Source organism: Mesorhizobium sp. M1004, from assembly GCF_040318795.1.
Classification (GTDB): domain Bacteria; phylum Pseudomonadota; class Alphaproteobacteria; order Rhizobiales; family Rhizobiaceae; genus Mesorhizobium.
Genome location: NZ_JAMYNB010000023.1, coordinates 17,508 through 41,199, shown reverse-complemented (window position 1 = coordinate 41,199; position 23,692 = coordinate 17,508). Strand labels below are relative to the sequence as shown.

Below are 23,692 nucleotides of genomic sequence, written 5' to 3'. Positions count from 1 at the left end.
AACCGCAGTTGCATCACATGGCGCCGATCCAGACAGCCATGGAAACCAGAAACGCACTCATGCACACCAACGAAACGACGTCCTGAACAAGATCGCTCATAACTCTCTCCTGTTGTTGATATGTTCGTATTTTGTTCTAACTTTGTTCGAAAGTCAATGAGCGGAAAGCGGCAGGCCGACGAATCCTGACAGCCGGTTTGGGCAGGGTTAAGGAAAGGTTGACGGGGTGACGGCAGTGCTGACGCAGGGCGCATCGCATGCCTTTGCGATCGGGACACGCACCAATCACTTCGTGATCCTAGGGCGGAGCAAGGAGCGCAGCGACGCGGCGCAGACCCTAGGATGAGGAAGTTGGGGCCTACAACGGAACGACCTTGCCATCCGCCAACGTCACCCGGCGGTCCATGCGCGAGGCGAGTTCGTGATTGTGGGTCGCGATCAGCGCGGCAAGGCCGGACTGCTTGACCAGCGCGCCAAGCGCCTCGAAGACATAGGAGGCGGTGACCGGGTCGAGATTGCCGGTCGGCTCGTCGGCGAGCAGCAGCAAGGGCGCATTGGCGACCGCGCGGGCAATGGCGACGCGCTGCTGCTCGCCGCCGGACAGCTCCGACGGACGGTGCGACGCGCGCTTGCCGATCTGCATATAGTCGAGCAGCTGTGCTGCGCGCTCCGACGCCTCCTTGCGCGAAAGCCCTTTGATCAGCTGCGGCATCATGATGTTTTCCAGTGCCGAAAACTCCGGCAGCAGATGATGGAACTGATAGACGAAGCCGACATCGTTGCGGCGGATTGCCGTGCGTTCGTCGTCGGAGAGCCGTCCGCAGGCGCGGCCGGCCAGAATGACGTCACCGGCGTCGGGGCGCTCGAGCAGGCCCGCCGTATGGAGCAGCGTCGACTTGCCGGTGCCCGACGGCGCCACCAGCGCCACCATCTCGCCGCGCTTCAGCGAAAAGTCGGCGCCGTTCAAAATGGTGAGCTTGCGCGGCCCCTGGACATAGTGCCGCTCGACGCTCTTCAGCTCGATAATGATCTCGGACTTCATTCGTATCTCAAGGCCTCGACCGGATCGAGCCGTGCGGCGCGCCATGCCGGAAACACCGTTGCTAGGAAGGACAGGCCGAGCGCCATCATGATGACATAGGTGGTCTCGCGCGGGTCCATCTTTGCCGGCAGCTGGCTGAGGAAATAGAGCTCCGGGTTGAACAGCACCTTGCCGGTCATCCAGGAGAAGAACTGGCGGATCGATTCGATGTTGGTGCAGATGAGCACCCCGAGCAGCACGCCGGCCAGCGTGCCGGTGACGCCGATCGCAGCACCCGTCATCAGGAAGATGCGCAGGATGGCGCCGCGCGAGGCGCCCATTGTGCGCAGGATGGCGATATCGTGGCCCTTGTCCTTCACCAGCATGATCAGGCCGGAGATGATGTTGAGCGCCGCCACCAGCACGATCAGCGTCAGGATCATGAACATGACGTTGCGCTCGACCTGCAGCGCCGAAAAGAACGTCTCGTTGCGCTGGCGCCAGTCGACCATGTCGATCGGGCGTTGCGCCGCCGCATCGACCAGCGGTTTCAGCGCGTCGACATTATCGGGGTTGTCGACATAGATCTCGATCGTCTGCGCCCTGCCGTCCATGTTGAAATAGAGCTGCGCTTCGGAAAACGGCATGTAGACGATGGAGCTGTCATACTCCGACATGCCGACCTCGAAGATCGCCGCCACCTTGTAGCCCTTCAGCCGCGGCGTCGTGCCCATCGGCGTCACATCGCCGTCCGGCGAGATCAGCGTGATGGTGTCGCCGAGCACAAGGCCGAGATTCTCCGCCATGCGCTTGCCGATGGCGACGCCATCGCCGGAGTCGAAGCCGTCAAGCGTGCCTTGCTTGACGTTCTGGGCGACGATGGCGATCTTGCCGAGGTCTTCGGCCCTGATACCGCGCACCAGCGCGCCCATGCCGCCGCCGACATTGCCTTGCGCCAGCACCTGGCCGTCGATCAGCGGGATCGCGTATTTGACGCCGGCCACGCCGTTGATGCGGGCTGCGACCTGCGCATAGTCCTCAAGCGGCGAATCCAGCGGCTGCACGATCAGATGGCCGTTGACGCCGAGGATGCGGGTCAGAAGTTCGGCTCGAAACCCGTTCATGACAGCCATGACGACGATCAGCGTGGCGACGCCCAGCATTATGCCAAGGAAGGAGATCGAGGCGATGACCGAGATCACCGTCTCCTTGCGGCGCGACCGCAAATAACGCCAGGCGACCATGCGTTCGAACATGGAGAACGGGCCGGCGACCGGAGACTTGGCGACCGGAGATTTGGCGACCGGAGACTTGCCAACCGGAGACTGGGCTACCGAAGACTTCGCTGCCGCGGCTTCGCTCATGCGGTTGCACCGAAGCGTTTCCTGGCCTCCGCGACCGGCAGCGTCTCGCGCTCGCCGGTCCGGCGGTTCTTGATCTCGATCTCGCCGGCGGCCACGCCGCGCGGCCCGACGATCACCTGCCAGGGCAGGCCGATCAGGTCGGCGGTGGCGAACTTGCCGCCCGGCCGCTGGTCGGTGTCGTCGTAAAGCACATCCTTGCCGGCGCCGGTGAAGGCGGCGTAGAGCTCGCCGCAGACGCGGTCGCACTCGGCGTCGCCGGCCTTCATGTTGATCAGGCCGATGTCGAACGGCGTCACCGCTTCCGGCCAGATGATGCCGTTATCGTCATGGCTGGCCTCGATGATCGCCGCCACCAGCCGCGACGGACCGATACCGTAGGAGCCGCCGGAAACGAAATGATCCTTGCCGTCGGGCCCGGTCACCTTGGCGCCCATGGGCTTGGAATATTTGTCGCCGAAATGGAAGATGTGGCCGACCTCGATGCCGCGTGCCGAGACCCGGTCGGCTTCGCCAAGCTTGTCCCAGGCCGCCTCGTCATGCATCTCGTCGGTGGCGGCGTAAGGCGTCGTCCACGTCTTGACGATGTCGGCGATCTCGCCGTCATTGCCGAAGTCGGTTTTCTCGCCGGGCACCTGCAGCGACAGATATTCGCGGTCGCAATAGACCTGGCTCTCGCCGGTGTCGGCCAGGATGATGAATTCATGGCTGAGATCGCCGCCGATCGGCCCGGTGTCGGCCCGCATCGGAATGGCCTGCAGCCCCATGCGCGTGAACGTCCTGAGATAGGATACGAACATGCGGTTATAGGCGGCCTTCGCGCCCTCGAAATCGAGGTCGAAGGAATAGGCATCCTTCATCAGGAATTCGCGCGAGCGCATAACGCCGAAGCGCGGCCGCACCTCGTCGCGGAACTTCCACTGGATGTGGTAGAGGTTTAGCGGCAAGTCCTTGTAGGACTTGACGTAGGCGCGCACGATCTCGGTGACCACTTCCTCATTGGTCGGACCGTAAAGCATGTCGCGGTCCTGCCGGTCCTTGATGCGCAGCATCTCCTTGCCGTAATCGTCATAGCGGCCGCTTTCGCGCCACAGATCGGCCGACTGGATGGTCGGCATCAGGATTTCCAGCGCGCCGGCGCGGTTCTGCTCCTCGCGGATGATGCGGCAGACCTTGTCGAGCACCAGCTTGCCCAGCGGCAGCCAGGAAAAGCTGCCCTGCCCCTGCTGGCGGATCATGCCGGCACGCAGCATCAGCCGGTGCGAGACGATCTCGGCCTCGCGCGGATTTTCTTTCAGGATGGGCAGGAAAAACTGCGACAAACGCATGGACAGGTCCGTGAGAGAGGAGGCTGCGCCGGAATCGGCGCGGCTGGCTTGCTTGCCCCGGCTTCATAGCTATTTCGTGACGGAATGGAAACCCGACCGGTCGCATCGGTCCGAAATCGCAAAAATCGATTCTTCTTCCAAAGACCTTCGCACCGAAAACGATAATGCTTCTGACGCAAAGTGATCGCCTGACTGCAAAGTCCTCACACACGCTTTGCGCGTCCGGGCTACGCGGCACACCTGGCCCCATTAATGCGGCAGCCCCGGCGTTGTTCGTTTCGCAAGCAAAGCCTGCCGCACTATTGTGCACTGCAGCACAGATTGCCCGATTGCGGGCAAAATTCTGCGTGACAATTTCATCAGGGTTAGGCTAGTGTGCCCCGATAACCGAGAGGGTGGAGAAAAATCTGCTCTCCTACGCGGTCAAAGTCTTGGGAGGATGCGATCTAGGCGCGGTTACCCGCTGCCGCCGGAAACCGGAAAACAGATCGGAACGCGTTTAAATTGCAAGGCCTTGTGCCTTGCATTTTTTTTGCCCGATCATCTGGTTAGATCAACCTGTTCCCAAATCACGTGAGCTTGCGTCAGCCTGACACCAAGGCGTGATTCTAATGCGGGTGGGCCATGCCTGGCCGCCTATTGCGCATCGCAGGCTGGCGAGACAAAATCTGAGTTTGGCGCTCCGAAACAAACACAAACATCCCAGCCGATCTGCCGGCGGGAAAGTGGTTAGTTAGCCGGGTGCCTGGCTGGCTTCGGGGATGATGTGCGGGACTTCGTCGAGGCTGTAGCCCAGCCCGTGCGTCAGGCTGTAGAAAACCCCCATGACGACAGCCGTGACGATAGTGGTGCGGATCACGGCGCGCAGCATATGCGGTCCGCGCGGCGCGCTCGCAACCGTGCCCAGCGTCACGTCATGGTCGTCATCCTGCGTCTTGACGCTGAACGGCAGCACGATGAACAGCATCAGCCACCAGGTGATGAAGAACAGCGCGGCAAACGAAATCCAGCTCATGCCTGCTCCAGTTCGACCAGCGTGCCGAAGAAATCCTTGGGATGCAGGAACAGCACCGGCTTGCCGTGGGCGCCGGTTTTGGGATTGCCGTCGCCCAGCACGCGGGCGCCGCTCGCTTTGAGGTGATCGCGCGCGACAAGGATGTCGTCGACCTCGTAGCAGACATGATGCATGCCACCCGAGGGGTTCTTCGCCAGAAAGGCCGCGATCGGCGACCGTTCGCCCAGCGGCTCCAGGAGTTCGATCTTGGTGTTGCCGACATCGACGAACACCACCGTCACGCCATGCTCGGGCAAAGCCTGCGGCGCAGTCACCCGCGCGCCAAGTGTATCGCGATAGGCCGCAATCGCCGCGGCCAGGTCCGGTACGGCAAGTGCTACATGGTTCAGGCGTCCCAGCATGAAGTGCTCCACAAGTTAAGGGAGTAGGGAATAGGCAGCAGGCAGTAGTGATACATCCGCATTTTTCTCCACTGCCTACCGCCTACTGCCTATTCCCTCACCTCGTCACAAACACCGTCACCAGCGGCTTCTTGCCCCAGGCTTCGTTGGCGGCGCCGCGCACGGCGCGGCGCACCGCTTCCTGCACCAGATCGAGGTCCTTGCGGCGCTGGCGAGGGATCGAGTCAACCGCGCCGACGGCCGCGTCGAGCATCAGATCTTCCATGTTTTCGCCACGGGCATCGGCCTCGGCGACGCCGATGGCGACCAGATCGGGATCGCCGGCGAGCTCATATTTGTCGTCGAGCACGACATTGACCGCGACATGGCCGGCAAAGGATAGCTTCCGCCGGTCGCGTATGCCCATCGCCTGGTCGGTGCCGATCAGCCTGCCGTCCTTGTAGATGCGGCCGAACGGCACCTGGTCGATGATCGTGGCCGGACCCGGCGCCAGCCGCAGCATGTCGCCGTCGCGCACTTGCGCCACCTGGCCGATGCCCGACGTCGACATCAGCGACCCTTGCGCCACCAGATGCGCGGCTTCGCCGTGCACGGGAACGCCGATCTGCGGCCGCACCCATTCATACATCCTGCGCAATTCGCTGCGGCGGGGATGGCCGGAGACATGCACAAGCGCGTCGCCATCCTCGATGATCTTGATGCCGAGGTCGATGAGGCGGTTCTTGATCTCGAGGATCGCCTTCTCGTTGCCGGGAATGGTGCGTGAGGAAAACACCACCGTGTCGCCGGCCGTCAGCGACACCGATTTCATCTCGTCGCGCGACAGTTTTGCCAGTGCCGCCAGCGCCTCGCCCTGGCTGCCGGTGCAGATGATGACCAGGTTCTCGCGCGGGATGAAGCCGAAATCCTCCTCGGCGATGAACTCCGGCAGCCCGTCCATGTAGCCGAGTTCGCCGGCGACATCGATGACCCGCTTCAGCGAGCGGCCGAGCACCAGGCACTGGCGGCCGGCATCGCGCGCCGCCTTGGCGATGGAGACGATGCGTCCGACATTGGAGGAGAAGGTGGTGACGGCGACACGGCCGACAGCGCTCTGGATGACGCCCCTGAGGCCTTCGCCCACCGCCACTTCCGACGGCGATTCGCCTTCGCGCAGCGCATTGGTGGAATCGCAGATCAGCGCCAGCACACCCTTGTCGCCATAGGCGCGAAACCGCGCCTCGTCGGTTTTCGGACCGATCGTCGGTTCCGGATCGATCTTCCAGTCGCCGGTATGGATGACGGTGCCGGCCGGCGAGGTGATCGCCAGCGACATCGGCTCGGGGATCGAGTGCGCCACCGGAATGGCCTCGATCGAGAACGGGCCGACAGTGAATGTTTCGCCTGCCCGGTAGATCGTCACCGGAATTTTCTTCGGCGCGCCCTGCTCGCCCTGGCGCTTGGCGTCCAGCAGTCCGGCGCTGAACGGTGTCATCCACACCGGCGCCTTCAGCTTCGGCCAGATGTCGAGCAGCGCCCCGTAATGGTCTTCATGCGCGTGGGTGATGATGATGCCGCGCAGGCCGGCGAGGTTCTCCTCGATGAAGCGCGTATCGGGCAGGATCAGGTCGACGCCAGGATGCGCCGCATCGGGAAAAGTCACGCCGACATCGACGACGATCCACTCGCGCGCGCTAGGCGGCCCATAGCCGTAAAGGGCGAAGTTCATGCCGATCTCGCCGACGCCGCCGAGCGGCACGAAGACGAGTTCGGCGTTTTGCGCTTTCGCCATCAATTTTCCCTTCCCGGCCCTTGCGACCAGCTCTAAATCTTTGCCGACGCGACGGCGCCGAAATGCACGTCGCCGGCGGCTACCGTCACGACCGACCCCTCATCATCGCGGATCACGAAACGGCAGTCCGCGTCAATGGTCTCGAAGGTACCGCGCACCACATTCCCGTCAATCCTGACAGCAACCTCGCCGCCAAGCCCCGCCGCGCGCGCCAGCCAGCGACGCCGGATGGCGTCGAGCCCGCGTCCGTCATCCCACAGCCGGGCATTGTCGGTCCAGGCATCGGACAGCGCCAAGAACAGCGTTTCGGCGTCGCATGTCGCGCCCAGCGCCTGAAGCGATGTCGCCGGATACGGCAAATCCGGCGGATGCGCCACCACATTGACGCCGATGCCCACCGCCACCGCGAAACGGCCGCCATCGAGAATGGCCGATTCCAGCAGGATGCCGGCCAGTTTGGCGCCGGAGGCAAGCACATCGTTCGGCCATTTCAGCTCGAAGCGGTTCTGCCCTTGGCTGGCGCCGTCGAGGCCGATGGCGATCCTGCCCTTCGGCACCACGGCGTCAAGCGCATCGGCCAGCGACAGGCCGGCGACGAAGCCCAGCGTCGCCGCCAGACGCAACTCACCGCCGGTGATGACCAGCAATGTCGCCGCCAGATTGCCCTCGGGAGATACCCAGGCCCTGCCGCGGCGGCCACGGCCGCTTTCCTGCTTCTTGGAAACGACCCACAATTTGCCGGGGTCGCCTGCCCTTGCATGGTCCAGCGCAAGCGTGTTGGTGGAACCCACGCTGTCATGGGCCTCGAGCCGGAACCCTTCCGTCTCAGAGGTTGGAGCCAGCCGAAATGCCATCCGGTCAGAAAAATGTCTTGGCGGCGGCTTCGGCGTAGGTCGCGATCGGACCGCCGATCAACACATAGAACAGCACGAAAGCGCCGGAGACACCAAGCACGAGGCGCAGCTCAACCGCCATCGGCACGAAGCCACCGGCCGGTTCGTCGAACCACATGATCTTGATGATACGCAGATAGTAGAAAGCGCCCACGACGGAGGCCAGCACGCCGATGATCGCCAGCGCATAGAGGTTGGCGTTGATGGCGGCGAGGAACACGTACCATTTCCCCCAGAAACCGGCGAGCGGCGGGATGCCGGCCAGCGAGAACATCAGGATGGTCAGGATCGTCGCCATGATCGGGTTGGTCGACGACAGACCGGCGAGATCGCTGATCTGCTCGACATTGCCTTCCTTGCGCCGCATGGCGAGGATGAAGGCGAAGGTGCCGAGCGTCATGACGAGATAGATCAGCATGTAGATGGCGACGCCGCGCACGCCGGCCTGGCTGTTGGCGGCTAGGCCGACCAGCGCGTAGCCCATATGGCCGATCGAGGAGTACGCCATCAGCCGCTTGATGTTGGTTTGGCCGATCGCGGCGAAGGAGCCGAGCGCCATCGAGGCGATCGAGATGAAGACGATGATCTGCTGCCAGTCGGAAGCGATCGGCTTGAAGGCGCCCATGGTGACGCGCACGATCAGCGCCATTGCCGCCATTTTGGGGGCAGCCGCCAGGAAGGCGGTGACCGGCGTCGGCGCGCCCTCGTAGACATCGGGCGTCCACATGTGGAACGGCACCGCGGAAATCTTGAAGGCAAGACCGGCCAAAACGAAAACCAGGCCGACGACGAGGCCGAGCTGGCGCTCACCGCTGCCAAGCGCCGAGGCGATTTCCTGGAAGCCGACATTGCCGGTGTAGCCGTAAATGAGGCTGATTCCGTAAAGCAGCATGCCCGACGACAGCGCGCCGAGCACAAAATACTTCAAACCGGCCTCGGTCGAACGCAGATTGTCGCGATTGATCGCCGCCAGCACGTAAATCGCCAGCGACTGCAGTTCGAGGCCGAGATAGAGCCCGATCATGCCGTTGGCCGAGATCATCAGCATCATGCCGAGCGTGCACAACAGGATCAGCACCGGGTATTCGAACTTGTCGAAATGCTCCTGCCTGGCGAAGCGCATCGACATCACCAGCGTCACCGCCGAACCGATCAGCGACAGCACCTTCATGAAGCGGGAGAACGGATCCTGGATGAAGGCGTTGCCATAGGCTGCGCCCTGCCCCGTGGGAAAGATCAGCCATAGGCCTGCGATCACCAGCACGGCGACGGCAAGGACAGTCACCAGAATGGCAGTGTTGGCGCGCGAATAGGCGCCGACCATCAACAGCGCCAGCGCGCCGATGGCGAGGATCAGCTCCGGCGTCGAGAGCGAAAGGCTGGAATAAAGGTCCGGCGTCATGGTTCGCAAAACCTCTGGTCAGTTCGCCGCCGCGGTCTGCGCGGCGCCGATGGATGCGGTGACATTGGTGACGAGCGCCTTGACCGACTGGGCCGTGGCATCGAAGACGGGAGCGGGATAAACGCCGAAGAAGATGACCAGCACGACCAGCGGGTAGATGATTGCCTTCTCGCGCGTCGACAGATCGAGCAGGCCCTTCAGGCTTTCCTTGGTCAGCGCGCCGAAGATGACCCGGCGGTAGAGCCAGAGCGCGTAGGCCGCCGACAGGATGACGCCGGTGGCGGCGAAGAAAGCCACCCAGGTGTTGACCCGGAACACGCCGAGCATGGTCAGGAACTCGCCGACGAAGCCTGACGTGCCGGGCAAGCCGACATTGGCCATGGTGAAGATCAGGAACACGGTTGCGTATTTCGGCATGTTGTTGACCAAGCCGCCATAGGCGTCGATCTCTCGCGTGTGCATGCGGTCGTAAATGACGCCGACGCACAGGAACAGTGCGCCCGAGACGAGGCCGTGGCTCAGCATCTGGAAGATCGCGCCCTGCACGCCTTCCTGGTTCATGGCGAAGATGCCCATGGTGACGAAGCCCATATGGGCGACGGAGGAATAGGCGATCAGCTTCTTCATGTCCTCCTGCATCAGCGCCACCAGCGAGGTGTAGATGATGGCGACGACCGACAGCGTGAACACCAGCGGTGCGAACATTTCCGACGCCAGCGGGAACATCGGCAGGGAGAAGCGCAGGAAGCCGTACCCGCCCATTTTCAACAGTATGCCCGCCAGGATCACCGAGCCCGCCGTCGGCGCTTCGACGTGCGCATCGGGCAGCCAGGTGTGCACCGGCCACATCGGCATCTTCACCGCGAAGGAGGCGAAGAAGGCCAGAAATAGCCATGTCTGCATGTGGGCCGGGAAGTTGTGGGTCAGCAGCGTCGGGATGTCGGTGGTGCCCGCCTGGAAGAACATCGCCATGATGGCGAGCAGCATCAGCACCGAGCCGGCCAACGTGTAGAGGAAGAACTTGAACGAGGCATAGACGCGGCGCTTGCCGCCCCAGACGCCGATGATGATGAACATCGGGATCAGGCCGGCCTCGAAGAAGACGTAGAACAGCACGATGTCGAGCGCGCAGAACACGCCGATCATCAGCGTTTCCAAGAGCAGGAAGGCAATCATGTAGGCCTTGACGCGCTTGTCGATCGCTTCCCACGACGCCAGGATGCAGGGCGGCATGAGGAACGTCGTCAGGATGACGAACAGCATCGAAATGCCGTCGACGCCCATATGGTAGGAGATGCCGGAATCCAACCAGGCAAACTTCTCGACGAACTGGAAGCCGGCTTGCGAATTGTCGAAGCCGGTCCAGATGAACAGGGAGATGATGAAGGTGGCCGCTGTCGTCGTGAACGCGATGGCGCGGATGTTGCGACGCGCATTCGGGCTGTCATCCCTGATGAACAGGATCAGCAGCACACCTACGAGCGGCAGGAAGGTGACCAGCGAGAGGATTGGCCAGGCGGTCATCAGAGCATCATCCAGGTGACGAGTGCGGCCACGCCGATCAGCATGGCGAATGCATAGTGATAGAGATAGCCGGTCTGCAGCTTGACGACGCGGTCGGTGACGTCGACGACGCGCGCCGAAATGCCGTCAGGACCGAGCCCGTCGATGATGGTGCCGTCGCCGGTCTTCCACAAGAACCTGCCCAGCGCCTTTGCCGGCCGCACGAACAGGACGTCGTAGAGCTCGTCAAAGTACCATTTGTTGAGCAGGAAGGCATAGAGCAGCCGATGGTTGGCGGCGACGCTCCGGGGCAGTTCCGGCGAGCGGATGTAGAACTTCCAGGCGACGGCAAAGCCGATGACCATGGCGACGAACGGTGCCAGCTCGACCCACAGCGGCAATTCATGGATCTCGTGCAGGATGTGGTTGTCCGGCAGCGTGAACAGCGACGCCTTCCAGAATTCGGCATAGGCTTCGCCGATGAAGGCGCCATGAAAGATAACGCCGGCAAACAGCGCGCCCGCGGCCAGGATGAACAGCGGCACCAGCATCACCGGCGGCGATTCATGGACATGGTGCATGACGTCGTGGCTCGCCCGCGGCTCGCCGTGGAAGGTCATGAAGATCAGCCGCCAGGAGTAGAAGGAGGTGAAGCAGGCGGCGATGACCAGCAGGACAAAAGCGAGGCCGGCGACCGAATTGTGGCCGGCAAAGGCAGCCTCGATGATGGCATCCTTGGAGAAGAAGCCGGCGGTGCCGATGACGGTCACCGGAATGCCGACGCCGGTCAGTGCCAGCGTGCCGATCACCATCATCCAGTAGGTCTTCGGAATGAGCTTCCGCAGGCCACCCATCTTGCGCATGTCCTGCTCGTCGGACACGGCATGGATGACCGAGCCGGAGCCCAGGAACAGCAGCGCCTTGAAGAAGGCATGCGTGAACAGATGGAAGATCGCCGCGCCATAGGCGCCGACGCCGAGCGCGACGAACATGTAGCCGAGCTGCGAGCAGGTCGAATAGGCGATGACGCGCTTGATGTCGTTCTGGACCAGGCCGACGGTCGCCGCGAAGAAGGCGGTGAAGGCGCCGATGAAGGTCACCACGGTCAGCGCCGAATGCGACAGTTCGAACAGCGGCGACAGCCGGGCCAGCATGAACACGCCGGCCGTAACCATGGTGGCGGCATGGATCAGCGCGGAAACCGGCGTCGGGCCTTCCATGGCGTCCGGCAGCCAGGTGTGCAGCGGCACCTGCGCCGACTTGCCCATGGCGCCCATGAACAGCAGCAGGCAGACGATGGTCATGGCCGCCTGCTTGTCCAGCGCATAGCCGAGGAAGGTCAGCACGGCGGCGCCTTGTGGTGCGCCTTCGGCCGGAATGAACGTCGCGGCATTGGCGAAGATGGTGCCGAGATTGACCGAGCCGAACAAAACGAAGACGCCGAAAATGCCGAGCGCAAAGCCGAAATCGCCGACGCGGTTGACGACGAAGGCCTTGATCGCAGCGGCATTGGCCGACGGCTTCTTGTACCAGAAGCCGATCAGCAAATAGGAGGCGAGACCCACCCCTTCCCAGCCGAAGAACATCTGCACCAGATTGTCGGCCGTCACCAGCATCAGCATGGCGAAGGTGAACAGCGACAGATAGGCAAAGAAGCGGGGCCGGTTCGGATCGTGGTGCATGTAGCCGATCGAATAGATGTGGACCAGCGCCGACACCGTGTTGACCACCACCAGCATGACCACCGTCAGCGTGTCGATCCTGAGCGCCCAGGACGCGTCCAAGCCGCCGGATTGGATCCAGCGCAGTACCGGCACGGTGAACACCTCGCCTTCGCCGAAGCCGACGGAGAAGAAGGCGACCCAGGACAGCACGGCCGAGATCACCAGGAAGCCCGAGGTGATGTATTCCGATGCCTTGGCGCCCAGCGAATTGCCGAACAGACCGACGATCAGGAAGCCGAGCAGCGGAAGGAAGACGATCGCTTGATACATGTTAGCCCCGTCAACCCTTCATCTGGTTCACGTCTTCGACCGCGATCGAGCCGCGGTTGCGGAAGAAGACGACGAGAATGGCAAGACCGATGGCCGCTTCGGCGGCGGCGACCGTCAGCACGAACAGGGCAAACACCTGGCCGACGAGATCGCCCAATGCCGCCGAGAAGGCAACGAAATTGATGTTGACCGCCAAAAGAATCAGCTCGATCGACATCAGGATGACGATGATGTTCCTGCGGTTCAGGAAGATGCCGAACACGCCCAGCGTGAACAGGATCGCCGATACGGTCAGGTAATGTGCGATGCCGACGACCATGGCCAGATCAAACCTTTCCCGGCATTTGTTGAATCATTGAACGCGCGGATACGATGGCGTCCAAAAGGCTGTCTATGGCAGAAGGCTCGAAGATAACTGTTGCATCATTCCGGCCTGCCCCCTGAACGTATGTGAAATCTTCGCTCTTGATGTTCAGCGTAAGATTCCCGTCGCGATTCCAGACGAATACCCAGGCCTTCTCAGTCGAATCAACCCGCCAAGAGGCAACCTGCTCTCCCCAGTATTTTTTCTTCAAACGACCGAACATCGTCAGAGCCCCTCGCCCGACTTGACCTTGCGGATTTCCATGCCTGTCGCCGGCGTGCGGCCGACCTGGGCTGCGATCGACTGCCGCTTGATCCCTTCCTTGTGGCGCAGCGTCAGCACGATGGCGCCGATCATGGCGACCAGCAGGATGAGGCCCGAAATCTGGAAGTAGTAGAGGTAGTCGGTATAGAGGATGTCGCCGAGTGCTGCGGTGTTTGTCCGCGCGGCAAGATCCGGGATGGGTTTGGAGACCGTCGAGGCCAGTTGCGGCGCGAAGGTGTAGCCGCCGAGCACCACGATCAGCTCGGCCGCCAGGATCAGCCCGACCAGCGCGCCGATCGGCGCATATTGCAGGGCGCCTTCCTTCATCTCGGCGAAGTCGACATCGAGCATCATGACGACGAACAGGAACAGCACCATGACCGCGCCGACATAGACGACAAGCAGGATCATCGCCAGGAACTCGGCGCCGGTCAGCATGAACAGGCCGGCGGCGTTGAAGAAGGTCAGGATCAGGAACAGCACGGAATGCACGGGGTTGCGCGACGAAATGACCATGAAGGCCGACGCCACCGCGACAAAGGCGAAGAGGTAGAAAAAGGCCGCCTCTAGTCCACTCAGCATTGGGGATCCCCCGGGTTCCTGTCCAAACAGGACATCCGTCCTGTTTGATTTCTGCGACCGCCTCCGGTCGGCAAGTTGCGTTGTCCTTAGACGAGGCCCCTCGCCCCGTCCATGCGTCAAATGTCAGCGATAGGGCGAGTCCAGCGAGATGTTGCGCGCCAGTTCGCGCTCCCAGCGGTCGCCATTCGCCAGCAGCCTGTCCTTGTCGTAGTAAAGCTCCTCGCGCGTCTCCGTCGCGAACTCGAAATTCGGCCCCTCGACGATGGCGTCGACCGGGCAGGCTTCCTGGCAGAAGCCGCAATAGATGCACTTCACCATGTCGATGTCGTAGCGCACGGTGCGGCGAGTGCCGTCATTGCGGCGCGGGCCGGCCTCGATGGTGATCGCCTGCGCCGGACAGATCGCTTCGCACAATTTGCAGGCGATGCAGCGTTCCTCGCCATTGGGATAGCGGCGCAGCGCATGCTCGCCACGGAAGCGCGGGCTGGTCGGCCCTTTCTCGTGCGGATAGTTGATCGTCTCCTTCGGCGCGAAGAACTGGCGCATCGACAGGAAAAAGGCGCTGACGAAATCCTGCAGCAGCAGCGATTTGGCGGCCTGGCCAAAAGCGGACATCACGCAAACCCCGTGATCTTGAGGAAGGCCGCGGTGGCAACGACCATGAATAGCGAAATCGGCAGGAACACTTTCCAGCCAAGGCGCATCAGCTGGTCGTAGCGGTAGCGCGGCACGAAGGCCTTCACCATCGAGAACATGAAGAACATCAGGCAGATCTTGAGCACGAACCAGATCACGCCGGGCACCCAGGTGAAGGGGGCGAAGTCGAAGGGCGGCAGCCAGCCGCCGAGGAACAGGATGGTGGCCAGCGCGCACATCATCACCACGGCGACATATTCGCCGAGGAAGAACAACAGGAACGGCGTCGACGAATATTCGACCATATGGCCGGCGACCAATTCGGACTCGGCTTCCACCAGGTCGAAGGGCGGGCGGTTGGTCTCGGCCAGCGCCGAGATGAAGAAAATGACGAACATCGGGAACAGCGCCAGCCAGTGCCAGTCGAGGAAGCTGTTGGGCAGGCCAAGCTTGGTGCCCAGCCCATCCTGCTGCGACAGCACGATGTCCGACAGGTTGAGCGAGCCGACGCAGAGCAGCACGGTGACGATGACGAAGCCGATCGAGACTTCGTAGGACACCATCTGCGCCGCCGAGCGCAGCGCGCCGAGGAACGGGTATTTCGAATTGGACGCCCAGCCGCCCATTATCACGCCATAGACCTCGAGCGAGGAGATGGCGAAGACGTAGAGGATGCCGACATTGACGTTGGCGATCCCCCAGCCGGCATTGACGGGAATGACCGCCCAGGCCGAGATTGCCAGCACGGCCGACACCAGCGGCGCCAGCAGGAACACGCCCTTGTTGGCGCCGGACGGAATGACCGGTTCCTTGAAGACGAATTTTAGCAGATCGGCGAAAGCCTGCAGCGTGCCCCACGGGCCGACGACGTTCGGGCCGCGGCGCAATTGCACCGCCGCCCAGATCTTGCGGTCGGCGTAAAGCAGGTAGGCAACCCCGATCAGCAAAACGACGATCAGCACGACCGACTTTAAAAGGATGATCAGCGTCGGCAGCACGTAGAAGGAGAAGAAGGTGTCCATGTCTACTCTGCCGCCTGCCTGAAGCCGTTTTTCGCCAGCGCCGAGCATTCCGCCATGACGGCGGAGGCCCGCGCAATCGGGTTGGTCAGATAGAAATCCGTGACCGGCGAGGTGAAAGTGCCCTTGTTCAGCCGCCCGCCGAGCTTCGCCACCCTGGCGATGTCGTCGGGGTTGCCTGAGACAACATGATCGATGCGGGCGAGATGCGGGTATTCGCCATAGAGTTTGGCGCGCAACTGCTGCAGCGAATCGAAGGGTAGTTTCTTGCCCAGCACATCGGACAATGCCCTCAGGATCGCCCAGTCCTCGCGCGCATCGCCCGGCGCGAAGCCGGCGCGGTTGGTCTGCTGCACGCGTCCCTCGGTGTTGACATAGGTGCCGGACTTTTCGGTGTAGGCGGCTCCCGGCAGGATGACATTGGCGCGGTGCGCACCGGCGTCGCCATGCGTTCCGACATAGACAACGAAGGCGCCGCCGGTCTTGGACATGTCGATCTCGTCGGCGCCGAGCAGGAACAGAACCTCGCTCTCCCCCAGCATGCCGGCAACGTTCTTGCCGCCCTTGCCAGGCACGAAGCCGACATCGAGACCGCCGACGCGCGCGGCCGCAGTGTGCAGCACGGCAAAGCCGTTCCAGTCGGCGCGGGCAGCGTTCACGGCCGTGGCGAGTTTCGCCGCCTGGCCGAGCACCGCCGCGCCGTCGGCACGCGATAGTGCGCCCTGGCCGACGATGATCAGCGGATGCGTCGCCTTCTTCAGCACCTGGAAGAACTTGCCGTTGCCATCGGCCAAGTCTTTCAGCGACTCCGGACCGGCGCCGAGCTGTTCATAGTCGTAACGCGTGTCGCCGACCTCGCCGATGACGCCGACCGGCAGATTGCCGATCCGCCAGCGCTTGCGGATGCGGGCATTGAGCACCGAGGCCTCGAAGCGCGGATTGCCGCCGATGATCAGCACCGCGTCGGCCTGCTCGATGCCCTCGATGGTGGGGTTGAAGATGTAGCTGGCGCGGCCGAGCGCGGGATCGAGTGCGGCGCCGTCCTGGCGGCAATCGGTGTTCTTCGAGCCCAACGCAGCCATAAGCTGCTTAAGCGCGTAGATTTCCTCGACGGCGGCAAGATCGCCCGCAATCGCGCCGATTTTCTCGGGCGCCGCATTCGACACCGCATCCCTGATCGCAACGAACGCTTCGGCCCAGCTGGCCGGCGCCAGCTTTCCGTCCTTGCGGACATAGGGGCGGTCGAGGCGCTGCGTGCGCAATCCGTCCCAGATGAAGCGGGTCTTGTCGGAAATCCACTCCTCGTTCACCGCTTCATTGACGCGCGGCAGGATGCGCATCACCTCGCGGCCACGGCTGTCGACGCGGATTGCCGAGCCGACGGCGTCCATGACGTCGATGGATTCTGTCTTGGTCAGCTCCCACGGCCGCGCCTGGAAGGCGAACGGCTTCGACGTCAGCGCGCCGACCGGGCAGAGGTCGATGACATTGCCCTGCAGCTCCGAGGTCATGGCGCTTTCGAGATAGGTGGTGATCTCGGCATCCTCGCCGCGGCCGATCAGGCCAAGCTCGGAAATGCCCGCAACTTCCGTGGTGAAGCGAACGCAGCGCGTGCAGTGGATGCAGCGGTTCATAACCGTCTTGACCAGTGGGCCGATATACTTGTCTTCGACCGCGCGCTTGTTCTCGTGATAGCGCGAGGAATCGACGCCGAAGGCCATCGCCTGGTCCTGCAGGTCGCATTCGCCGCCCTGGTCGCAGATCGGGCAATCCAGCGGATGGTTGATCAGCAGGAATTCCATCACGCCTTCGCGGGCCTTCTTGACCATCGGCGTGTTGGTGAAGATTTCAGGCGCCTCGCCATTGGGTCCCGGACGCAGGTCGCGCACATTCATGGCGCAGGAGGCCTGCGGCTTGGGCGGCCCGCCCTTCACCTCGATCAGGCACATGCGGCAATTGCCGGCAATCGACAGCCGCTCATGGAAGCAGAAGCGCGGCACTTCCGCGCCGGCGTCCTCGGCCGCCTGCAGCAGCGTGTAGTGGTCGGGTACAGTGATCTCTTTCCCGTCGACCTTGAGCTTTGCCATCAATTGCCCCCGGCGGTCTGCGCCGTCTCATATGCCTGAAACAGATCGCTCAGCCTGATGCCATTGATCATCATGCCGGCGACTTCAGCGTTTTCTATCTTCAGATTGCTCATATTCACATTGCTGAAAAACGCGTTCGAGAGGTTCGCGTCGTCCACCACGGCCGCCGACAGGTCGACGTTGTGAAACTGCGTGTTCGACAAGTTCACATCGTCAAATCTGGAGTTGCTGACGATGGCATTGCGCACATCGAGAACATCGCTCCTGTCGTGGATCTCCATGCCTGCCACCCCTACTTCTTCGCCTTGGCAGCCAGCGTCAGCGCCGCGGCCTGGCGGGTCCACTCGTCGCGGCCGATGCGGCCGGTGAGCGACAGGTAGTCCTCGACCCAGGCGATCTCTTCCGGCGTCCACGCCGCGATCTGGGCAAAGGTCCAGATGCCGAGGCCGTTCAGCACCTTTTCCAGCTTCGGCCCAACGCCGGTGATCGCCTTGAGATCCGACGGCTTGGCCGGACGCGCCATGGCCTTGGGCTGTCTGAAATCCTCCGGCATCAATCCGATCGTCGCGCCTTCGGCGACGGCATCGGTCTTCTCCGGCTCGGCATCGACGGTGCGAGCGGCAATATCGGTCACATCCTGGGCAAAACTCTGCGCCTCGGCGATCAGGGTTCTGGTCGCCGCGCGCGCCTTGGTGGCCGGCGCGGTCTCGGAGAACTCTTGGGTGCGCTGCTCGAAATCGTCGATGATCGGCTGGAAAATCCGCTGCGATGCCTCGGCAGCACCCGACAAGGCGCCGAGCCACACGCCAAATGCATGGTTGGCAAGGCCGAAGCCCAGCGCCGACATCGCGGCGGCACCAGCGACAGGATGCGCGAGAAGGTTGACGGCGCTGGCCATCTCCTTCGGCATCATCCTGGTCAAATCCTGGTTCATCTTTTCAAGCTGGTCCAAATTGGGCATCAAAGGGTTCGAATACTGCGCCATAGACATCTCCTGGTCGTTTCTTCGCTTGCCCCGCCCCGCTGTGTCAGTCCCGGGCTTGCGCCCGTATTTCAAATCTACTCAGCCGCCACCATCACCGGTTCGGCCCGGTGCGCGTTGCGCGAAAACTCGTCGATGCGCCGCTCCACCTCGCCGCGGAAATGCCGCATCAGGCCCTGGATCGGCCATGCCGCGGCATCGCCCAGCGCGCAGATCGTATGACCCTCCACCTGTTTGGTGACGTCGAGCAGCATGTCGATCTCGCGCTTCTGCGCCTCGCCGCGCACCAGCCGCTCCATCACCCGCCACATCCAGCCGGTGCCTTCGCGGCATGGCGTGCACTGGCCGCAGCTCTCATGCTTGTAGAAATAGGAAAGCCTGGCGATCGCCTTCACGATATCGGTCGATTTGTCCATGACGATGACAGCCGCCGTGCCGAGGCCGGATTTCAGGTCGCGCAAAGCATCGAAATCCATCGGCGCATCGATGATCTGCTCGGCCGGCACCAGCGGCACCGAAGCGCCGCCCGGAATGACCGCGAGGAGATTGTCCCAGCCGCCGCGAATGCCACCGCAATGCGTCTCGATCAGCTCGCGGAACGGGATCGACATCGCCTCTTCGACGGTGCACGGATTGTTGACATGGCCCGAGATGCAAAACAGCTTGGTGCCGACATTGTTGGGGCGGCCGAAGGACGAGAACCAGGCGGCGCCACGGCGCAAAATGGTCGGCGCGACCGCGATTGACTCGACATTGTTCACGGTAGTCGGACAACCGTACAAGCCGACATTGGCTGGGAATGGCGGCTTCAGCCGGGGCTGGCCCTTCTTGCCTTCGAGGCTTTCGAGAAGTGCTGTTTCCTCGCCACATATATAGGCGCCGGCGCCGTGATGCATGTAGATGTCGAAATCGTATCCGGACGTGTTGTTCTTGCCGATCAGCCTGGCCTCGTAGGCCTCGTCGATGGCGCGCTGCAGCGCCTCGCGCTCACGGATGAACTCGCCGCGCACATAGATGTAGGCGGCGACCGCGCCCATGGCGAAGCCGGCGATGAACGAGCCCTCGACCAGGGTGTGCGGATCGTTGCGCAGGATATCGCGGTCCTTGCACGTGCCGGGCTCGGACTCGTCGGCGTTGACAACGAGATAACTCGGCCTTCCATCGCTCTGCTTGGGCATGAACGACCATTTCAGCCCGGTCGGGAAGCCGGCGCCGCCACGGCCGCGCAGGCCGGACGCCTTCATCTCATTGACGATCCACTCTCGCCCCTTGGCGATGATGCCGGGCGTGTTGTCCCAGGCGCCGCGCGCCATCGCGCCGGCCAGTGACTTGTCGAAGAGCCCGTAGATGTTGTTGAAGATGCGGTCTTTGTCAGCCAGCATGACTTACCTCTTTCCCCGCAAGACGATCGAGACCCACACCAGCGCGCCTATGCCGGTCGCGGCCATCGATTCCAGGGTATCCGAAAACGGCAATTCGACGAGGCGCCGAAGCCCCTCCAGAAGGATGTTGGCAGCAGCGATGCAGACAACGCCGATGACAATGCTGCGCAGCGACAGCAAAGATCCGGTGCTTTGCGCTTCAGCCATCAACGTGGCTCCTTGCCGAAGACGCGGATGTATTCGGCGACGCCGCCCTTGGCGAGCGCCTTGGCCTGCTTGCCCCAGTCGTCGCGCTCGATGCGGCCCTGGAAAGCGAGATATCCATCCACCCAGTCGCGCTCGGCCTTATTCCAGGATGCGACCTGTGTGAAGGTGAAGATGCCAAGCGAATGAAGGATGCCCTCGATCTTCGGGCCAATGCCCGAGATCAGCTTGAGATCGTCGACCGCAGCCGGCCTGTCGATTCCGGCCGGACGGTTCTTGTCCTCGAGCGACGGCTTTGCGGGTCTGGCTGTCGGCGCCTTGACGGTCGGGGCCACCGGGGCGTTGGCCGCTGGCGCCTTGAATTCCGGAGCGATGAAGGCAGCTGCCGGCGTGGAGGTGGTCTTCGGGCCATTACGCTGCTTGGCGACCTTCTCGACTTCAGGCGCCGCGGTGTTGGCGTTGGCGGCCGAATGCAGGGGCGCCGGGACGCTCGCCGCTTTTTCCGCCGCCGGTGCAACCTTGGCCCTGGAGGGCGACTTCAACGCCGAGCTGGTTTCCGGCGCATCGGTTTTCGGTTTGCCGGCGTTGGATGGCGCGACCGGGGCGGCCGCTGCAGGAGCGGCAGGAGCCGGAACAGGCGCCGCAATGATTGCGTCGGGCGCCGCGTGGGCAGCCTTGCTCGCCGCCCTGGCTTCCTTGTCGCGCGTTGCTTTGAGGATCGCCTTTTCGCTCTTCAGCGTCGTCAGGCCAGGCGCCGGCTCCGAGCCGGTTCTGCCGTTTTGCGGTCCCGTGGGAACCGAGGCGCCCTTGCCCGCATCGTAAAGATCGATGATTTCGGCCAGCCGCTCGGGGGTGAGATCCTCGAACGTATCCTTGAAGACCATCACCATCGGCGCGTTGACGCAGGCGCCGAGGCATTCGACTTCCTCCCACGACAGTGTGCCCTTGTCGTTGGTGTGGAATTGGTCGTGATGGATTTTCGAGCGGCACACATCCATCAGCGCTTCCGAGCCGCGCAGCATGCAGGGCGTGGTGCCGCAGACCTGGATATGTGCGCGCGTGCCGACCGGATTGAGCTGGTACTGCGTGTAGAAGGTCGCGACTTCGAGGCCGCGAATGCGCGGCATGCCGAGCATGTCCGAAATCGTCTCGATCGCCGCCTTGGTGACCCAGCCTTCCTGCTCCTGCGCAATCATCAGCAAGGGAATGATCGCCGACTGCTCGCGGCCCTTCGGATATTTCTTGATCCATTGCTTCGCAACCGCCGCATTCGCCCGGTTGAAGGCGAAGGAGGCTGGCTGGACGCTTGCTTCTGCGAGACGGCGGACTGACATTTAGCGATCGGGCCCCTGCTCTGCTACGAGAGCTATTGCGGTTTCACATTCTTTCTGATGAGAAAACGGAATGCGTTCGGCAGATCGAGCAACACTCGCAAATCGCTCTGCGGGCAACATGTATTGCCACAGCCCCAGAACAGTTTGCCTTACTTGAGGCGAGATCCATGCCATGACCGCATCAGCGTCGATGTCATCGTCGAACAAGTGCTCGTAAAAAGCGACACCAGCCGCATTCCAAATCTGTTTGTTCGGGTGAACGGCAGCCCATTGGGCGAACCCGTGCATTCTACCCAGCTTGTCGACGTCATTGTCGCGGTGGGCAAGGCGCGTCTTGGGTAGCAGGGTAAAAAAGAAGTCATAGATCGAACAGTGCTGAGTCGAGTTGTAAGAAGCCTCTGCGAACTCGACCGGCAGCATGGCTTTTGCCAATTCGCGCCACCGCGGTAGGGCAGCGTCGGCATTCCCTCGAACACCGACCTGAGAGCGCACTGTAGGATTGGCTGCCGCCATCACCGATCAACCTCCCCGAAGACGATATCGAGGGAACCCAGGACGGCAGTGACGTCGGCCAGCATGTGGCCGCGGCAGAGGAAATCCATGGCTTGCAGATGCGCGAAGCCGGGCGCGCGCAGCTTGCAGCGATAGGGCTTGTTGGTGCCGTCGGAGACGAGATAGACACCGAACTCGCCCTTCGGCGCCTCGACGGCAGCATAGACCTCGCCGGCCGGCACGCGATAGCCCTCGGTGTAGAGCTTGAAATGATGGATCAGCGCTTCCATCGAGCGCTTCATCGCCTGGCGCTTCGGCGGCACCACCTTGCCGTCGAGGTTCGACACCGGCCCGGTGCTCTCCTTGCCGAGCAGAAGGTCGACGCACTGGCGCATGATTTTCGCCGACTGGCGCATCTCTTCCATGCGCACGAGATAACGGTCGTAGCAGTCGCCGTTCTTGCCGATCGGGATGTCGAAATCCATCTCGGAATAGCATTCATAAGGCTGCGACTTGCGCAAATCCCAGGCCGCACCCGAGCCGCGCACCATGACGCCGGAAAAGCCCCAGGCCCAGGCGTCGGCAAGCGACACGATACCGATATCGACATTGCGTTGCTTGAAGATGCGGTTGCCGGTAAGCAGCCTGTCGAGGTCGTCAAGCGACTTCAGGAACGGGTCGATCCACTTGCCGATGTCCTCGACCAGCTTCGCCGGCAGATCCTGGTGCACGCCGCCGGGACGGAAATAGGCCGCATGCATGCGCGAACCGGAAGCGCGCTCATAAAACACCATCAGCTTTTCGCGTTCGACGAAACCCCACAGCGGCGGCGTCAGCGCGCCGATATCCAGCGCCTGCGTCGTCACATTGAGGATGTGCGACATGATGCGGCTGAGCTCGGAATAGAGCACGCGGATCAACTGGCCGCGCTTCGGCACTTCGATGCCGAGCAACCGCTCGGTGGCGAGCGCGAAGGCATGCTCCTGGTTCATCGGTGCGCAATAGTCGAGCCGGTCGAGATAGGGCACTGCCTGCAGATAGGTTTTGTGCTCGATCAGCTTTTCGGTGCCGCGATGCAGCAAGCCGATATGCGGATCGACGCGGTCGACCACCTCGCCGTCAAGCTCCAGCACAAGACGCAAAACACCGTGCGCCGCAGGGTGCTGCGGTCCGAAGTTGATGTTAAAGTTGCGGACGGAGGTTTCAGCCATTCTGGCGCCTCTGGCGAAGAGTCAGTAGTGAGTAGTGAGTAGTGATCATCAATCTCAATGCCTGCTTCATTCCGCCTGCTTGGCCTGCACCGTTCGGATAAGAGATCTCATCTATTTTTCCAATCTCTTCGCATCGCAGCGGCAGCTCAATCTCATTGTCTTTTCGCAGCAGGCCAACCCGACATGCCAGCAGTATGTGTGTCTCCAGTTCCTTCAACGAGCCTTGCGCCATGCGCAAAAATTGAACGAACGACCCTCTGTTCTCCCGACCGTATCCCTCCGCGACGTTCGCTGCGACCGAAACCGCCGATCGGCGCATCTGAGAGGTCATGCCGTAAATCTCATCCCTCGGAAACTCTTTGGTGAAACGGTAGCAATCCTCAGCAAGCGTCATCGCCGATTGCCACACCTTCAAGTCGCGATAAGATTCGATCCGTTGCTCCAAA

At 62.4% G+C, this 23,692-nt stretch carries 24 protein-coding genes; all 24 read right to left on the bottom strand.

The window, feature by feature from the left end; all coding sequences use genetic code 11:
* Positions 1-358: 358 nt before the first annotated feature.
* Positions 359-1,042 (bottom strand): ABC transporter ATP-binding protein, encoded by a 684-nt coding sequence (locus NKH54_RS30170; protein WP_023685211.1) that lies wholly within the window; start codon positions 1,040-1,042, stop codon positions 359-361.
* On the bottom strand, positions 1,039-2,277 hold the full coding sequence (locus NKH54_RS30165) for a lipoprotein-releasing ABC transporter permease subunit (RefSeq protein ID WP_031203284.1): 1,239 nt from the start codon (positions 2,275-2,277) through the stop codon (positions 1,039-1,041). Before NKH54_RS30165 ends, NKH54_RS30170 begins: the two co-directional genes overlap by 4 nt.
* Positions 2,278-2,381: 104 nt before the next feature.
* Positions 2,382-3,710 carry a proline--tRNA ligase gene (proS, locus tag NKH54_RS30160; RefSeq protein WP_023735912.1) on the bottom strand — a complete coding sequence of 443 codons (1,329 nt, stop codon included), beginning with the start codon at positions 3,708-3,710 and terminating at the stop codon, positions 2,382-2,384.
* A 733-nt stretch (positions 3,711-4,443) separates the two neighbouring features.
* On the bottom strand, positions 4,444-4,725 hold the full coding sequence (locus NKH54_RS30155) for a DUF1467 family protein (RefSeq protein ID WP_023739139.1): 282 nt from the start codon (positions 4,723-4,725) through the stop codon (positions 4,444-4,446).
* Entirely contained in the window at positions 4,722-5,126 is a 405-nt protein-coding gene (mce, locus tag NKH54_RS30150; protein WP_023739140.1) for a methylmalonyl-CoA epimerase, read from the bottom strand. The genes NKH54_RS30155 and mce overlap by 4 nt, the downstream gene beginning before the upstream one ends.
* A 97-nt stretch (positions 5,127-5,223) precedes the next feature.
* Positions 5,224-6,897, bottom strand: a complete 1,674-nt coding sequence (locus NKH54_RS30145) for a ribonuclease J (protein ID WP_023739141.1) — start codon at positions 6,895-6,897, stop codon at positions 5,224-5,226.
* 32 nt (positions 6,898-6,929) lie between these two features.
* Complete coding sequence (locus tag NKH54_RS30140) at positions 6,930-7,751, bottom strand: biotin--[acetyl-CoA-carboxylase] ligase (RefSeq protein WP_023670806.1); 822 nt, start codon at positions 7,749-7,751, stop codon at positions 6,930-6,932.
* A 4-nt stretch (positions 7,752-7,755) separates the two neighbouring features.
* The gene (gene nuoN / locus NKH54_RS30135) at positions 7,756-9,192 is read right to left on the bottom strand and encodes an NADH-quinone oxidoreductase subunit NuoN (RefSeq protein ID WP_023706136.1); all 1,437 of its coding nucleotides are present in this window, start codon (positions 9,190-9,192) and stop codon (positions 7,756-7,758) included.
* An 18-nt stretch (positions 9,193-9,210) separates the two neighbouring features.
* Complete coding sequence (locus tag NKH54_RS30130) at positions 9,211-10,716, bottom strand: NADH-quinone oxidoreductase subunit M (protein WP_023822172.1); 1,506 nt, start codon at positions 10,714-10,716, stop codon at positions 9,211-9,213.
* Positions 10,716-12,689 carry an NADH-quinone oxidoreductase subunit L gene (gene nuoL / locus NKH54_RS30125; RefSeq protein WP_023733803.1) on the bottom strand — a complete coding sequence of 658 codons (1,974 nt, stop codon included), beginning with the start codon at positions 12,687-12,689 and terminating at the stop codon, positions 10,716-10,718. The genes NKH54_RS30130 and nuoL overlap by 1 nt, the downstream gene beginning before the upstream one ends.
* Positions 12,690-12,699: 10 nt before the next feature.
* A complete protein-coding gene (nuoK, locus tag NKH54_RS30120) occupies positions 12,700-13,008 on the bottom strand; it encodes an NADH-quinone oxidoreductase subunit NuoK (protein WP_023670810.1) in 309 nt (102 codons plus the stop codon).
* A gap of 7 nt (positions 13,009-13,015) precedes the next feature.
* Entirely contained in the window at positions 13,016-13,276 is a 261-nt protein-coding gene (locus NKH54_RS30115; RefSeq protein ID WP_023670811.1) for a hypothetical protein, read from the bottom strand.
* A 2-nt stretch (positions 13,277-13,278) separates the two neighbouring features.
* Positions 13,279-13,899, bottom strand: a complete 621-nt coding sequence (locus tag NKH54_RS30110) for an NADH-quinone oxidoreductase subunit J (protein WP_023670812.1) — start codon at positions 13,897-13,899, stop codon at positions 13,279-13,281.
* A gap of 123 nt (positions 13,900-14,022) precedes the next feature.
* Positions 14,023-14,514 carry an NADH-quinone oxidoreductase subunit NuoI gene (gene nuoI, locus NKH54_RS30105; RefSeq protein WP_023685203.1) on the bottom strand — a complete coding sequence of 164 codons (492 nt, stop codon included), beginning with the start codon at positions 14,512-14,514 and terminating at the stop codon, positions 14,023-14,025.
* Positions 14,514-15,557 carry an NADH-quinone oxidoreductase subunit NuoH gene (gene nuoH, locus NKH54_RS30100; protein ID WP_023685202.1) on the bottom strand — a complete coding sequence of 348 codons (1,044 nt, stop codon included), beginning with the start codon at positions 15,555-15,557 and terminating at the stop codon, positions 14,514-14,516. Before nuoH ends, nuoI begins: the two co-directional genes overlap by 1 nt.
* A 2-nt stretch (positions 15,558-15,559) precedes the next feature.
* Positions 15,560-17,641, bottom strand: a complete 2,082-nt coding sequence (nuoG, locus tag NKH54_RS30095; protein WP_023735919.1) for an NADH-quinone oxidoreductase subunit NuoG — start codon at positions 17,639-17,641, stop codon at positions 15,560-15,562.
* Entirely contained in the window at positions 17,641-17,922 is a 282-nt protein-coding gene (locus NKH54_RS30090) for a pentapeptide repeat-containing protein (RefSeq protein WP_023685200.1), read from the bottom strand. Before NKH54_RS30090 ends, nuoG begins: the two co-directional genes overlap by 1 nt.
* 11 nt (positions 17,923-17,933) lie before the next feature.
* The gene (locus tag NKH54_RS30085; protein WP_023685199.1) at positions 17,934-18,626 is read right to left on the bottom strand and encodes a helix-hairpin-helix domain-containing protein; all 693 of its coding nucleotides are present in this window, start codon (positions 18,624-18,626) and stop codon (positions 17,934-17,936) included.
* Between the two features lie 74 nt (positions 18,627-18,700).
* Positions 18,701-20,005: an NADH-quinone oxidoreductase subunit NuoF gene (gene nuoF, locus NKH54_RS30080; protein WP_023670819.1), complete on the bottom strand. Its 1,305-nt coding sequence runs from the start codon at positions 20,003-20,005 to the stop codon at positions 18,701-18,703.
* A 3-nt stretch (positions 20,006-20,008) separates the two neighbouring features.
* Positions 20,009-20,212 (bottom strand): hypothetical protein, encoded by a 204-nt coding sequence (locus tag NKH54_RS30075; protein ID WP_353029549.1) that lies wholly within the window; start codon positions 20,210-20,212, stop codon positions 20,009-20,011.
* Positions 20,212-21,543 (bottom strand): NADH-quinone oxidoreductase subunit E, encoded by a 1,332-nt coding sequence (locus NKH54_RS30070; protein ID WP_023670821.1) that lies wholly within the window; start codon positions 21,541-21,543, stop codon positions 20,212-20,214. The genes NKH54_RS30075 and NKH54_RS30070 overlap by 1 nt, the downstream gene beginning before the upstream one ends.
* Positions 21,544-22,056, bottom strand: coding sequence for a DUF7674 family protein (locus NKH54_RS30065; RefSeq protein WP_023700376.1), 513 nt, complete (start codon positions 22,054-22,056; stop codon positions 21,544-21,546).
* On the bottom strand, positions 22,056-23,246 hold the full coding sequence (locus NKH54_RS30060) for an NADH-quinone oxidoreductase subunit D (RefSeq protein WP_023685196.1): 1,191 nt from the start codon (positions 23,244-23,246) through the stop codon (positions 22,056-22,058). Before NKH54_RS30060 ends, NKH54_RS30065 begins: the two co-directional genes overlap by 1 nt.
* Entirely contained in the window at positions 23,239-23,691 is a 453-nt protein-coding gene (locus NKH54_RS30055; RefSeq protein WP_353029548.1) for a four helix bundle protein, read from the bottom strand. Before NKH54_RS30055 ends, NKH54_RS30060 begins: the two co-directional genes overlap by 8 nt.
* Between the last annotated feature and the right edge of the window lies 1 nt (position 23,692).

What these genes read in the sequence shown, in the direction of transcription:
- NKH54_RS30170 (WP_023685211.1), bottom strand. Translation starts at nt 1,042, where the DNA reads ATGAAGTCCGAGATCATTATCGAGCTGAAGAGCGTCGAGCGGCACTAT.
- NKH54_RS30165 (WP_031203284.1), bottom strand. Translation starts at nt 2,277, where the DNA reads ATGTTCGAACGCATGGTCGCCTGGCGTTATTTGCGGTCGCGCCGCAAG.
- proS (WP_023735912.1), bottom strand. Translation starts at nt 3,710, where the DNA reads ATGCGTTTGTCGCAGTTTTTCCTGCCCATCCTGAAAGAAAATCCGCGC.
- NKH54_RS30155 (WP_023739139.1), bottom strand. Translation starts at nt 4,725, where the DNA reads ATGAGCTGGATTTCGTTTGCCGCGCTGTTCTTCATCACCTGGTGGCTG.
- mce (WP_023739140.1), bottom strand. Translation starts at nt 5,126, where the DNA reads ATGCTGGGACGCCTGAACCATGTAGCACTTGCCGTACCGGACCTGGCC.
- NKH54_RS30145 (WP_023739141.1), bottom strand. Translation starts at nt 6,897, where the DNA reads ATGGCGAAAGCGCAAAACGCCGAACTCGTCTTCGTGCCGCTCGGCGGC.
- NKH54_RS30140 (WP_023670806.1), bottom strand. Translation starts at nt 7,751, where the DNA reads ATGGCATTTCGGCTGGCTCCAACCTCTGAGACGGAAGGGTTCCGGCTC.
- nuoN (WP_023706136.1), bottom strand. Translation starts at nt 9,192, where the DNA reads ATGACGCCGGACCTTTATTCCAGCCTTTCGCTCTCGACGCCGGAGCTG.
- NKH54_RS30130 (WP_023822172.1), bottom strand. Translation starts at nt 10,716, where the DNA reads ATGACCGCCTGGCCAATCCTCTCGCTGGTCACCTTCCTGCCGCTCGTA.
- nuoL (WP_023733803.1), bottom strand. Translation starts at nt 12,689, where the DNA reads ATGTATCAAGCGATCGTCTTCCTTCCGCTGCTCGGCTTCCTGATCGTC.
- nuoK (WP_023670810.1), bottom strand. Translation starts at nt 13,008, where the DNA reads ATGGTCGTCGGCATCGCACATTACCTGACCGTATCGGCGATCCTGTTC.
- NKH54_RS30115 (WP_023670811.1), bottom strand. Translation starts at nt 13,276, where the DNA reads ATGTTCGGTCGTTTGAAGAAAAAATACTGGGGAGAGCAGGTTGCCTCT.
- NKH54_RS30110 (WP_023670812.1), bottom strand. Translation starts at nt 13,899, where the DNA reads ATGCTGAGTGGACTAGAGGCGGCCTTTTTCTACCTCTTCGCCTTTGTC.
- nuoI (WP_023685203.1), bottom strand. Translation starts at nt 14,514, where the DNA reads ATGTCCGCTTTTGGCCAGGCCGCCAAATCGCTGCTGCTGCAGGATTTC.
- nuoH (WP_023685202.1), bottom strand. Translation starts at nt 15,557, where the DNA reads ATGGACACCTTCTTCTCCTTCTACGTGCTGCCGACGCTGATCATCCTT.
- nuoG (WP_023735919.1), bottom strand. Translation starts at nt 17,641, where the DNA reads ATGGCAAAGCTCAAGGTCGACGGGAAAGAGATCACTGTACCCGACCAC.
- NKH54_RS30090 (WP_023685200.1), bottom strand. Translation starts at nt 17,922, where the DNA reads ATGGAGATCCACGACAGGAGCGATGTTCTCGATGTGCGCAATGCCATC.
- NKH54_RS30085 (WP_023685199.1), bottom strand. Translation starts at nt 18,626, where the DNA reads ATGGCGCAGTATTCGAACCCTTTGATGCCCAATTTGGACCAGCTTGAA.
- nuoF (WP_023670819.1), bottom strand. Translation starts at nt 20,005, where the DNA reads ATGCTGGCTGACAAAGACCGCATCTTCAACAACATCTACGGGCTCTTC.
- NKH54_RS30075 (WP_353029549.1), bottom strand. Translation starts at nt 20,212, where the DNA reads ATGGCTGAAGCGCAAAGCACCGGATCTTTGCTGTCGCTGCGCAGCATT.
- NKH54_RS30070 (WP_023670821.1), bottom strand. Translation starts at nt 21,543, where the DNA reads ATGTCAGTCCGCCGTCTCGCAGAAGCAAGCGTCCAGCCAGCCTCCTTC.
- NKH54_RS30065 (WP_023700376.1), bottom strand. Translation starts at nt 22,056, where the DNA reads ATGGCGGCAGCCAATCCTACAGTGCGCTCTCAGGTCGGTGTTCGAGGG.
- NKH54_RS30060 (WP_023685196.1), bottom strand. Translation starts at nt 23,246, where the DNA reads ATGGCTGAAACCTCCGTCCGCAACTTTAACATCAACTTCGGACCGCAG.